This window comes from Acidovorax sp. FG60, assembly GCF_057808995.1.
This window is the reverse complement of record NZ_JBMDJC010000001.1, coordinates 549,187-561,241: the sequence shown is the minus strand read 5'-3', so window position 1 is coordinate 561,241 and position 12,055 is coordinate 549,187. Positions and strand designations below refer to the sequence as shown.

Below are 12,055 nucleotides of genomic sequence, written 5' to 3'. Positions count from 1 at the left end.
GAGAGACCGCGCCACCGATGAACCGACCCGCCCTCACCATCCGCATGCACCCGGATGACAACGTCGCCATCGTCGCCAACGACGGAGGCCTTCCTGCCGGCACGGTGCTGCCGCCCGGCGTGCCAGGCGCAGGCATCACATTGCGCGACAAGGTGCCGCAGGGCCACAAGGTGGCGCTGCAGGACATGGCCGAGGGAGATGTGGTGCGCCGCTACAACGTGCCCATCGGCTATGCGCTCAAGGCCATCCCGGCGGGAAGCTGGGTGCACGAGCGCCTGCTGCAGATGCCCTCGGCCCGCGCGCTCGAAGGCCTGCCCATGGCCACGGTGAAGCCTCCGGTGCTGGAGCCTTTGACCGGCTACAACTTCGAGGGCTACCGCAATGCCGACGGCTCGGTGGGCACGCGCAACATCCTGGCCATCACCACCACTGTGCAGTGCGTGGCGGGCGTGGTGGCCCTGGCGGTGCGCCGCATCAAGGACGAACTGCTGCCGTTGTATCCGCAGGTTGACGACGTGATCGGCCTGGAGCACACCTACGGCTGCGGCGTGGCCATTGATGCGCCCGACGCCATCATTCCCATCCGCACCCTGCGCAACATCAGCCTCAACCCCAACTTTGGGGGCGAGGTCATGGTGGTGAGTCTCGGCTGCGAAAAGCTGCAGCCCGACCGCCTGCTGCCCCCGGGCAGCTTCCCCATCACCGACGAGCGCGACGCCGCACTCGGACCCGAGACGGTGTGCCTGCAGGCCGACCACCACGTTGGCTTCATGTCGATGCTCGACGACATCGTGCAAAGCGCCAAGCCCCACCTCGCGCGCCTGAATTCCCGTCGGCGCGAGACAATCCCGGCCAGCGAGCTGGTGCTGGGCGTGCAGTGCGGCGGCAGCGATGCGTTCTCGGGCGTCACCGCCAACCCGGCCGTGGGCTTTTGCGCAGACCTGCTGGTGCGCGCGGGTGCCACGGTGATGTTCAGCGAGAACACCGAGGTGCGCGACGCCGTGGAGCAGCTCACCAGCCGCGCCGCCACGCCTGAAGTCGCGCAAGCCATCGTGCGAGAACTCGGCTGGTACGACCAGTATCTTGACCGAGGCCGCGTGGACCGAGCCGCCAACACCACGCCGGGCAACAAGGCGGGCGGACTGTCGAACATCGCTGAAAAAGCCATGGGCTCCATCATCAAGAGCGGCACCGCGCCCATTGCGCACGTGCTGGCCCCCGGCGAGAAGCTGCGGCGCGACCAGCGTGGCTTGGTGTACGCCGCCACGCCCGCCAGCGACTTCATCTGCGGCACGCTGCAGCTGGCTGCGGGCATGAACCTGCATGTCTTCACCACCGGCCGGGGCACGCCCTATGGCCTGGCCGAATGCCCGGTGGTCAAGGTGGCCACGCGCAGCGACCTGGCGCGCCGCTGGCACGACCTGATGGACATCAACGCCGGCAAGATCGCCGACGGCGAGGCCACCATCGAAGACCTGGGCTGGGAGATGTTCCACCTGCTGCTCGACGTGGCGAGTGGCCGCAAGAAGACCTGGGCCGAGCAGTGGAAGCTGCACAACGCGCTGGTGCTGTTCAATCCCGCACCGGTGACCTGAAGTGACACCCCCTGAGTCGCTTCGCGCCTTCCCCCTCTCTCTACGCGCTGCGCGCTACGGGAGGGGGACGCAGCCAGCGCACACAAGCAAAGCGCCGCATCCGCGGTGGGGCGGCCCTTGCGCGGCTGCCCGTGCCTTTGCTGCGCCCTTCGCATGCGTCGGTGGTGGCGCGTAGCGCAACGGATCACTGAAACGGTGGTCTTGCTGGCTGCGTCCTGGGGCTGCAAGCCTCCCCCTCACAGCCCGTCTTTGCACGGGCTGTTTCACTAGAAAGACCAAGAACTCGCATGGGACATCCCCGTTTTTCCGACCCCAGGGTTGTCATCGCGCTGGCGCTGCTGTGTTGCCTGCTCTGGGGCAGCTCCTACCCCGCTATCAAGACCGGCTACGCCTGGTTCGGCATCGCCCGCAATGACATTCCCACGCAGCTGGTGTTTGCAGGCTGGCGCTTTCTGGGCGCGGGGCTGATCCTGCTGGCCTGGGCCGTGGCCACGCGCAAGGCCATCTGGGGGCTGGGCTTTGCGGCCGGGCGCCAGCTGGTGGTGCTGGGCCTGGCGCAGACCACGCTGCAATACGTGTTCTTCTACGTGGGCCTCGCGCACACCACGGGGGTCAAGGGCTCCATCATGAATGCCACCGGCACGTTCTTCAGCGTGTTGCTTGCGCACTGGGTCTATCACAACGACCGCCTGAGCCACGCCAAGCTGTGGGGCTGCGTGGTGGGGTTTGCGGGGGTGATGGTGGTCAACCTGGGGCGCGGCACGCTGGACATGGACTTCACGCTGCTGGGCGAAGGTTTTGTGGTGATCGCCGCCTTCGTGCTGGCCGCTGCGAGCATCTACGGCAAGCAGGTGTCGCAGCGCATGGACTCGGTGGTGATGACGGGCTGGCAACTGGGGCTTGGCGGCGTGGCGTTGCTGGCCATTGGCTGGGGCCTGGGCGGCTCGCTCACGGGCTTTACCTGGGGCACCACCGTGCTGCTGGTGTACCTGGCGCTGCTGTCGTCGGCCGCGTTTTCGCTGTGGAGCATTCTGCTTAAGCACAACCGCGTGAGCCAGGTCACGGTGTTCAACTTCACGGTGCCGATCTTCGGCGCGGCGCTGTCGGCGGTCTTCCTGGGCGAGGCGCTGCTGGAGTGGAAGAACCTGCTGGCCCTGGTGCTGGTGTGCGGGGGCATCTGGCTGGTCACGCGCGATGCTCCCGCCGCATCCGCCACCAAATAGACTCGCAGCCATGGCCTATTCCCTTTCACGCAAAGCGTTTCAGCAAGAGCTTCACGGCCAGCCGACTGACCTCTTCACCCTGCGCGGTGCTGGTGGCCTGCAGGTGGCCGTCAGCAACTACGGCGCACGACTGGTGCAAGTGGCGGTGCCCGACGGGCAGGGCGGCCTCGTTGATGTGGCGCTGGGCTACGACAGCCTGCAGGGCTACCTGGACGGGCAACTCTCCATGGGCGCCCTCATCGGCCGCTGGGCTGGGCGGTTGCGCAGTGGCTTGTTGACTCTGCCCGATGGCGCACAGCGGCAACTGCCCACCAACAGCGGCCCCCACCACCACCATGGCGGGCCCAAGGGCAGCCGCTTTCAGGTGCTTGCGGTGGATGACGTGCAGGCCGATGCGCTCACCCTGAGCCACACCTTTCGCACCGAGGACGACGGCGTGCCGGGCACGCTCCGCCTGCAGCTGCGCCTGCACCTCACCGCCGACAACGCGCTGCACATGGCGTGGACGGGCGAGGCGCTGGACGCCCCCACGCTGCTCAACATCACCGGGCATGCGTTCTTCAACCTGGCGGGCGCTGGCAGCACCCACGGCCACACCCTGCAAGTGCCCGCCAGCCGCTATGTACCGCTGGCGGCTGATGTGTGTCCTAGCGGGTTGGTGCAGCCTGTAGATGCCACGCCTTTCGACCTTCGCGAAGCCCGCAGCGTGGGTGCCGCCGTGGCGGAGCCCAGCGAACAGCTGTCGCTGGCGGGTGGGCTGGACCACTACCTGGTGCTGGATGACCATGTGTGGGACGAAGAGGGCGCGGTGCGGACGCCACCGGTGTCACCCGTCACGCCCTCGCAAGGCCTGCGTCTTGCGGCGCTGCTGAGCGAGCCCCTCACTGGTCGCACCATGGAGGTATGGAGTACCGCGCCCGGGGTGCAGGTTTACGCAGGCCACGGCCTCAAAGCTGATCCGGTGCGCGACCTGGGGCGGGGCGCAGAGCAGGGCGTCTGGCTATGGCAGCCGGGCGACGGCATCTGCCTGGAGCCCATGGAGTATCCCGATGCGCCCAACCAGCCCGGGTTTCCGGTGCGTTGGCTGGCGCCGGGCGACGTGGTGCAGGGGGCCATCGTGTACCGCTTCACCGGGTGAGGCTGGGCGGGACTTGGTGAGGGTTGCGATGACACTGTTCATGTGATTTTTAAGTGATTTTTGCCTCTAGCGCTTATCCAGTAAGCGCTAGTAGCTATTCAATTAATAGCTGTTGATTCGGTCTCAATCCACTGGAAACCGTTGACTGCGCGTAGTCGAAGCGCCGCGCGAAACCTTCATGCGGCGGCAGGTGCGCCATGGGCCTCGCTCTGCAGATGCGCCTGCACCACGGCGGCCAGCCAGTCCATCACCACCCGCACGCGCTGGGGCAGGTGGCGCCGGTGGGGGTAGATCAGCGTCACCGGCATGGGCGGGGCAGGGTGGTGCGGTAGCACCTCCACCAGCAGTCCCCGGTCGATCAGCTCGCGCACGCCCAGCAAAGGCGCCTGGATCAGGCCCAGCCCTGCTGCACAGGCGCCCAGGTAGGCCTCGGCGCTGTTGACGGTGACACGCCCAGCCATGGGGTGAAACTGCGGGCTGCCGTCGTCGCCCATCGTTTCAAATCCGGCGGACTTGGTGCCCAGCGTGCTCACGTAGTGCACCAGGTCATGCTGCGCCAGGTCGGCCAGTGATTGGGGTGTGCCCTTGCGCGCCAGGTAGCCCGGGCTGGCGCAGCTGGCCACGCGCACCAGGCCCAGAGGGCGGGCCACCAGCCCGGGTTCTGCCACCGGGCCCACGCGGATCACGCAGTCAAAACCCTCGCGCACCAGGTCCACGCGGCGGTCTGTGCTGCTCAGCTCCACCTCCAGCAGCGGGTGGCGGGCCAGCAGATCGGGCAACGCGGGCAGCACCAGCTGGCGCGCGATGCCGGTGGACATGTCAATGCGCACGCGCCCGCGCAGCGCCGCGCCATCGGGCTGCTGAAACATGGCCTGCAGTTCGTCCACATCGTCCAGCAAGTCCTTGCAGCGCTCGTAAAAGGCCTGCCCGTCTTGCGTCAGCTGCACGCGCCGCGTGGTGCGGTGCAGCAGGCGCGTGCCCAGGTGGGCCTCCAGCTGCTGCACGGCCAGAGAGGCGCTGGCCTTGGGCAGGCCCAGCACCTGCGCAGCCTGGGTAAAGCTGCTCAGCTCGGCCACACGGGCAAAGATCTGCATGCGGTCTAAAGGGTTCATTGTTCTTCGTGGATGGACAATGAATCATATTTTGCATGGTTTATCTTTGATTGGCACTCCAATAAAGTTCATCTCCAGCCCCGGTCACGCGGTGTGACCGGGCTTCAGACACTGCAAAGGACCCTGCCATGACAAGCGCTTCATCCCTTTCTTCAGCCCCCACCCCCGTCGTTTTGATCACCGGCGGCAGCCGCGGCCTGGGCCGCAGCGCAGCGCTGGCCGCTGCACACAGCGGCATCGACGTGGTGCTGACCTACCGCCATCAGGCCGCCGAAGCCCAGGCTGTGGTGGCCGACATCGAAAAGCTGGGCCGCCGTGCTGTGGCTTTGCCACTGGATGTGGGCGATGTAGCCAGCTTCGAAGCCTTCGCTGCGCAGCTGCAGCAAACCCTGCGCAGCCACTGGCAGCGCGAGCGGTTTGACTTTCTGGTCAACAACGCGGGCATGGGCGTGCATGCGCCCATCACCGAAACCACCGAAGCGCAGTTCGATGCGCTGGTCAACGTGCACCTCAAGGGCGTGTTCTTCCTCACGCAGCGCCTGCTGCCGCTGATGAACGATGGCGGCCGCATCCTGAACCTGTCGTCGGGCCTGGCCCGCTTCGCCTTGCCCGGCTACGCCGCTTACGCGGCCATGAAGGGCGCTATCGAGGTGCTGAGCCGCTACTTGGCCAAAGAACTCGGCCCGCGTGGCATCACCGTGAACGTGGTGGCCCCGGGCGCCATCGAGACTGACTTTGGCGGCGGCGCGGTGCGCGACAACGCGCAGCTCAATGCGTTCGTGGCCGCGCAAACGGCACTGGGCCGTGTGGGCGTGTCGGACGACATCGGCCCGCTGGTCGCTTCGCTGCTGCAACCGGCCACACGCTGGGTGAACGCCCAGCGTATCGAGGCGTCGGGCGGCATGTTCCTGTGAAGCAGAGAACACCCCCCTGAGTCGCTTCGCGCCTTCCCCCCGCTCTCGCATCGCTCCGTGATGCGGGCAGGGGGACGCCACCCGTGCGGCGGGGCGGCCCTTGCACGGTGGCACTGGCGTGGGGCCGTGCGATATCAAAGACTGAGGTAGTTGCCGGGCCGTAGAAAACCAGGATGCGGCACCGATACCCGCGGGTTCATGGCTTACCGACTCCGCCTAAGTTTCGTCTAAGTGTCCGTGCCCACACTGCCTTCCATCGCAACCCTGATTGAAAAGGCAGACACCATGAACAACACGCTTGCATCCACTCCCCGCCGCCTGATCCTGGCCCTGGTGGCCGCGGGCGCTGTGGGCGCCACCGGCGCCGGCCTCATCAGCGGGCACCAGGCCCGCGCGGTCACACCCTCCACGCCCATCGTGGCGCAGACGGCCATGGCCCCGGGCGGTGCGCTGCCCAGCTTTGCGCAGATCACCGCGCAGAACGGCCCGGCCGTGGTCAACATCAGCGTCACGGGCAGCACCAAGACGGCGATGGCCAACGATGACGACGATGACGAGCAACCCGCTGCCCGCCAGGGCCGTGGCCCGCAGATCGACCCCAACGATCCGTTTTACGAATTCTTTCGCCAGTTCGGTTTCCCCGGCGCGGGCCCGCAAGGCCAGCCCAACGTACCCACCCATGGCCAGGGCTCGGGCTTCATCGTCAGCCCTGATGGCCTGGTGCTGACCAATGCCCACGTGGTCAAAGGCGCGAGCGAAGTGGTCGTCAAGCTCACTGACCGGCGCGAGTTCCGCGCCAAGGTGCTGGGCGCCGACCCCAAGACCGACGTGGCCGTGCTCAAGATCGACGCCAAGGATCTGCCCACCGTGCGCCTGGGCAGCACGCGCGAGCTGCAGGTGGGCGAATGGGTGCTGGCCATCGGCTCGCCCTTTGGCTTTGAAAACAGCGTGACGGCGGGCGTGGTCAGCGCCAAGGGCCGCTCGCTGCCCGACGACAGCCTGGTGCCTTTCATCCAGACCGACGTGGCGGTGAACCCCGGCAACTCGGGCGGGCCGCTGTTCAACGCGCGGGGCGAGGTGGTGGGCATCAACTCGCAGATCTACAGCCGCTCGGGCGGCTACCAGGGCGTGTCGTTCTCCATCCCCATCGAGCTGGCCGCCAAGATCAAGGACCAGATTGTGGCCACCGGCAAGGTGCGCCACGCCCAGCTGGGCGTGGCCGTGCAGGAGGTGAACCAGGCGTTTGCTGAATCCTTCCAGTTGGACAAGCCCGAGGGCGCGTTGGTCGCCAGCGTCAGCAAGGGCAGCCCGGCCGAGAAGGCAGGCCTGCAGGCGGGCGACGTGATTCGCCAGGTGAACGGCCAGCCCATCGTGGCCTCGGGCGACCTGCCCGCCTGGGTGGGCCAGGCGCAGCCGGGGCAGCAGGCCAAGCTGTCGGTGTGGCGCCAGGGCAAGCCCTTGGAGCTGACCGCCACGCTGGGCGACGCCAGCGACAAGGCGACCAAGCAGACGCGCAACGACGATGCCGTGGGCAAGGGCCAGCTGGGCCTGTCGCTGCGCCCGCTGGACCCCGAGGAGCGCCGAGAGGTAGGCGTGGCCGAGGGCCTGGTGATCGAACAGGCGCGCGGCCCTGCTGCGGCGGCCGGTGTGCAGCCGGGGGATGTGCTGCTGGCCATCAACGGCGCGCCCGCCAAGAACATCGAGCAGGTGCGCGCGGCAATGGCCAAGGCCACCACGGGCAAGTCGGTGGCGTTGCTGATCGAGCGCGATGGCAACAAGATCTTTGTGCCGGTGCGTTTGGGCTAAGCGGTCCCAAAGGCTCTCCTGGCGTCGTTGTTCCGTCTTGCCGTACTTTCGGTACCGTCTGCGACGAAACGCGTAGGAGAGGAGGCTGTCGGACTTGGAAATCGTCGGCTGCAAATTGGCCGCAGCGGTCCATTTTTTACCGTCTTTTTGCCCCATAGCTCGGCTATGAGGCTGCAAATCCGGCAAAAACTGTCCTCGCTGGGGCCAATTTTCGCTTCGACGCTCCAAGTCCGACAGCCTCCTAGCCAGGACCGCTGCGCTGAGCTTTGTGGTCCTCTGTGATGCGATGCCTGCACGGGCCACTTCGGTGGCCCGATTGATTTCATTGGCTATGCTTGCCCACCATGCGCCTCTTGCTAGTTGAAGACGACCCCATGATCGGCGAAGCCGTGCAAGACCTGCTGCGCGCCGAACACTACGCCGTGGACTGGGCGCGTGACGGCGACGCCGCCGACACTGCATTGCGCACCCAGCCCTATGACCTCGTGCTGCTGGACCTGGGTCTGCCCAAGCGCGACGGCCTGGCCGTGCTGCGCGACCTGCGGGCGCGCAAGAACCGCACCCCGGTGCTGGTGGCCACCGCACGTGATGCCGTGGCCCAGCGCATCGAGGGGCTCGACGCGGGGGCGGACGACTACGTGCTCAAGCCTTACGACCTTGATGAATTGCTCGCCCGCATCCGCGCCCTGTTGCGCCGCGCTGCAGGGCGGGCCGAGCCGGTGTATGAGCACAAGGGCGTGTGCATCAACCCCGCCACGCGCGAGGCCACGGTGAATGGAGTTCCTGTTGTGCTGTCGGCGCGCGAATGGGCGGTGCTGGAGCCGCTGATCGCACGGCCCGGCATGGTGCTGTCGCGCCAGCAGCTCGAGGACAAGCTCTACGGCTGGGGCGACGAGGTGAGCAGCAACGCGGTGGAGGTCTATATCCACGGCCTGCGCAAGAAGCTGGGGCCCGAGCTGGTGCTGAACGTGCGCGGGGTGGGCTACCTCGTGCCGAAGGCATGACCCCCCTGAGCGGCTTCGCCGCTTCCCCCCAAGGGGACGACAGCCTTTGCTGCGGGGCGGCCCTTGCTGGCTGCCCCCGCGCAATCTCCCGCCCTGAGCATGCGGCGGGGATGGATGGATAGAGATGAAGAACGTGCCAACTACCTCCTGGCGCAGCGCGCTGCAGTCCATGCTCCCGCGCTCTCTGCGCATGCGTCTGCTGGTGTTCCTGCTGGCCGCCATCGTGCTGGCCGGCGCAGTGCAGGGCGCACTGGCCTACCGGGGGGCGCTGGACGAGGCCGATGCGCTGTTCGACTACCACATGCAGCAAACCGCACTGGCCTTGCGCTCGGGCCTGCCGGTGGATGCGCAAGGGCTGGGCCCGGGCCTGGACCCCGAGGACGAAAACCACGAATTCATCGTGCAGGTGTGGACCAACGAAGGCCTGCGCATTTTTGAATCCGCCGTGGGCGCGGCCCTGCCGCAGATCGCCGTGCTGGGCTTTGCCAACGTGCAGGCGCGCGGCGGCACCTACCGGGTGTTTTCGATGCAAACGCGTTCGCAGGTGATCCAGGTGGCGCAGAACATGGCCGCGCGGCGCGACATGGCCCGCAGCCTGGCGCTGCGCACGCTGGCGCCGCTGGCCATCATGGCGCCGCTGCTGGTGCTGGCCGTGTGGTGGGGTGTGAGCCGGTCGCTGGCCCCGGTGGAGCGCGTGCGCCGCCAGCTGGCGCAGCGCCAGGCGGATGACCTCTCGCCCGTGAGCGATGCGCAACTGCCCGACGAAGTGCAGCCGCTGGTCAGTGAACTCAACCTGCTGTTCGAGCGCGTGCAGCGCGCCTTTGACGCGCAGGAGCATTTTGTGGCCGATGCCGCGCACGAACTGCGCTCGCCCCTGGCCGCGCTGCGCCTGCAGCTGCAGGGCCTGCAGCGCGCGGGCGATGATGCCGCGCGTGCCGTCGCCATCGAACGCCTGTCGGCCGGCATCGACCGCGCCACGCGCCTGGTGGAGCAATTGCTCACCCTGGCCCGGCAAGAGGCCAGCACCGCCACCACCGAACCCGTGGACCTGCACGCCGTGGCGCAGCTGGCCCTGGCCGACGTGGCCCCCGCCGCGCAGGCGCGCAGCATGGATGTAGGCCTGCTTCACTCCGACGCCGCCAACGTGCCCGTGACCGTGCGTGGTGATGCCGAAGCCCTGCGCATGCTGGCGCGCAATCTGCTGGACAACGCCATCAAGTACACCCCGCCCGGCGGCCGGGTGGACCTGCAGGTGCGCCGCGAGGGTGATGCTGCCGTGCTCACGGTGGAAGACAGCGGCCCCGGCATCGCCCCCGAGCACCGCGAGCGCGTGATGCAGCGTTTTGTGCGCGAAACCTCGGAAGGCGCCCCGGGCAGCGGCCTGGGCCTGGCCATCGTGCAGGCCATTGCGCAAGGCCATGGCGCCACGGTGCAACTCAGCGCTTCGCCGCGTCTGGGGGGACTGCTGGTGACGGTGCGGTTTGGCTGAGGGCTGCTGCTGGAAGTCCCGTTGGGCGCAGGTGGTGTTTGTTGATGGTGCTTCTATTTTGATAGCTATCGGCGCTTGATGAATAAGCGCCAGGGGCCAAAAAAGCTCAAAATATGCAGGCTGCAGGTGTCTGCAGATACCGTCGCCTCTGCGCCAGGCCCTGTGGGCGTGTCGCCGCACAATGCGCAGGCGCCGCATCCATCGCGGGGCACCGTCTTCCGTTGATCCAGAAAGCATCCGCATGCACTTCATCGTTCTCGGCGCAGGCGCCATTGGTTGTTATGTGGGTGGGCGCCTGGCCGCGCACGGCCAGCCGGTCTGCCTGGTGGGCCGTCCGCATGCGCTGGAGCCCATCGCGTTGCACGGCCTCAAAGTCACGGACCTGGATGGCTTTGACCGTACCGTGCCCGTGTCTGCGCTGCAACTGGCACACACACTGGCCGACGCTGCGCCGGGCCCGGACAGCATCATCCTGCTGTGCGTCAAAAGCGGCGCCACCGAATCCGCTGCGCGCGAACTGGCCGACGCCTGTGCGCCGGGAACGCCCGTCATCTCGCTGCAAAACGGCGTTGACAACGTGGCCCGTGTCACAGCCCGGGCGCCGGGCCTGAGTGTTCTGGCGGGCATGGTGCCTTACAACGTGGTGCTGCGCGGCGCCCAGGTGCACCGCGCTACAGCGGGCCATTTGCAACTGCAGCGTGATGCCGTCGCCGAACGCATCGCGCCGGTCTTCAACGCTGCAGGCCTGGCCACCGTGTTGCCCGCCGACATCCGTGCGGTGCAGTGGGGCAAGCTGCTGCTCAACCTCAACAACCCGGTCAATGCGCTGTCCGACCTGCCTCTGCGGCAAGAGCTGCTCGACCGCGACTGCCGCCGCGTCTTTGCTGCCCTGCAAACTGAGGCGCTGCGTGTGATGGCGCGCGCAGGCATCGCACCCGCCCAGGTCACCGCCGTGTCGCCCACGCTGCTGCCCCATGTGCTGCGCCTGCCCAACTGGCTCTTCACCCGGCTGGCAAAACGCATGCTGCAGATCGACGCCAAGGCGCGCTCGTCGATGTGGGACGACCTGGAAGCCGGGCGTGTGACCGAGATTGATGCACTCAGCGGGGCTGTGGTGAGGCTGGCGGCTCAGCAGGGCATGGAGGCGCCGCTGAATGCGCGCATGTGCGAGCTGCTGGGCGGCCCGCGCCAGCGCCTCACGGGCGCGCAGATGCGCAGGGCGTTGGGGCTGTAGTCAGGCAGTTGGAAGCGCGTGGTCCAGCGGCACACGCAGCCCGGTCTTCAGGCTGGCCAGTGCGACCGACGTTCTGAACCGCTTGATGTTGTCATCCCCCTCAAACAGCCGCTGCGTCAGCGCCTCGTAGTCGGCCATCGACGCCACGTTCACCACCAGCAGATAGTCCGCCTCGCCCGTCACGCTGTAGCACTGCTGCACCGCGTCTTCGGCGGCAATGCGCGCGCGCAGGGGAGCGGTGCGGTCGGGACGCTCGTTTTCGAGGTGCGCTTCCAGCACGATGGTCAGCGGTTTGCCCACTTTCACCGGGTCCAGCACGGCCACGTTGGCGCGGATCACGCCGCTGTCTTTCAGCCGCTGGATGCGCCGCTGCACAGCGGGTGCCGACAGGTTGACCGCCTGCGCAATCACGCGCTGGGGTGTGGTGTTGTCGGCCTGCAGGATGTCCAGGATGGCGATGTCAAAGCGGTCGAGTGCTGGGGTGGCGGGCATGGGGCGCCTCGTGGTGGTGAGCGAAAGTTGCGCGCGGGCCCTGAAAAT

Annotated in this window: 10 protein-coding genes; 8 read left to right on the top strand and 2 right to left on the bottom strand. The window is 67.4% G+C overall.

From position 1 onward, the window contains the following. The first annotated feature begins 17 nt into the window (after positions 1 to 17). The 3 genes from garD to ACODS0_RS02540 all read left to right on the top strand — a co-directional run bounded on the left by garD (position 18) and on the right by ACODS0_RS02540 (position 3,956). Positions 18 to 1,595 carry a galactarate dehydratase gene (gene garD / locus ACODS0_RS02550; protein WP_488832541.1) on the top strand — a complete coding sequence of 526 codons (1,578 nt, stop codon included), beginning with the start codon at positions 18 to 20 and terminating at the stop codon, positions 1,593 to 1,595. A 287-nt stretch (positions 1,596 to 1,882) separates the two neighbouring features. Then, positions 1,883 to 2,818 carry a DMT family transporter gene (locus tag ACODS0_RS02545; protein ID WP_488832538.1) on the top strand — a complete coding sequence of 312 codons (936 nt, stop codon included), beginning with the start codon at positions 1,883 to 1,885 and terminating at the stop codon, positions 2,816 to 2,818. 10 nt (positions 2,819 to 2,828) lie between these two features. Beyond that, positions 2,829 to 3,956: an aldose epimerase family protein gene (locus tag ACODS0_RS02540; RefSeq protein WP_488832536.1), complete on the top strand. Its 1,128-nt coding sequence runs from the start codon at positions 2,829 to 2,831 to the stop codon at positions 3,954 to 3,956. Positions 3,957 to 4,132: 176 nt separating this feature from the next. Here ACODS0_RS02540 and ACODS0_RS02535 read toward each other — a convergent pair whose 3' ends face one another. Continuing rightward, the gene (locus ACODS0_RS02535) at positions 4,133 to 5,068 is read right to left on the bottom strand and encodes a LysR family transcriptional regulator (RefSeq protein WP_488832534.1); all 936 of its coding nucleotides are present in this window, start codon (positions 5,066 to 5,068) and stop codon (positions 4,133 to 4,135) included. 128 nt (positions 5,069 to 5,196) lie between these two features. Here ACODS0_RS02535 and ACODS0_RS02530 point away from each other — a divergent pair, with 128 nt between their 5' ends. From ACODS0_RS02530 to ACODS0_RS02510, 5 genes are all read left to right on the top strand, one after another. Continuing rightward, entirely contained in the window at positions 5,197 to 5,982 is a 786-nt protein-coding gene (locus tag ACODS0_RS02530; protein ID WP_121505534.1) for an SDR family NAD(P)-dependent oxidoreductase, read from the top strand. Positions 5,983 to 6,267: 285 nt separating this feature from the next. Then, positions 6,268 to 7,788, top strand: coding sequence for a DegQ family serine endoprotease (locus ACODS0_RS02525; protein ID WP_488832531.1), 1,521 nt, complete (start codon positions 6,268 to 6,270; stop codon positions 7,786 to 7,788). Between the two features lie 344 nt (positions 7,789 to 8,132). Then, a complete protein-coding gene (locus tag ACODS0_RS02520) occupies positions 8,133 to 8,792 on the top strand; it encodes a response regulator transcription factor (RefSeq protein ID WP_055394326.1) in 660 nt (219 codons plus the stop codon). 169 nt (positions 8,793 to 8,961) lie between these two features. Further along, positions 8,962 to 10,281 carry an ATP-binding protein gene (locus tag ACODS0_RS02515; protein WP_488832659.1) on the top strand — a complete coding sequence of 440 codons (1,320 nt, stop codon included), beginning with the start codon at positions 8,962 to 8,964 and terminating at the stop codon, positions 10,279 to 10,281. A gap of 241 nt (positions 10,282 to 10,522) precedes the next feature. Further along, a complete protein-coding gene (locus tag ACODS0_RS02510) occupies positions 10,523 to 11,515 on the top strand; it encodes a 2-dehydropantoate 2-reductase (RefSeq protein ID WP_488832528.1) in 993 nt (330 codons plus the stop codon). Here the strand turns inward: ACODS0_RS02510 and ACODS0_RS02505 are convergent, their stop codons facing one another. After that, positions 11,516 to 12,007 carry an Lrp/AsnC family transcriptional regulator gene (locus ACODS0_RS02505; RefSeq protein ID WP_488832526.1) on the bottom strand — a complete coding sequence of 164 codons (492 nt, stop codon included), beginning with the start codon at positions 12,005 to 12,007 and terminating at the stop codon, positions 11,516 to 11,518. It abuts the gene before it with no gap. Positions 12,008 to 12,055 lie beyond the last annotated feature (48 nt).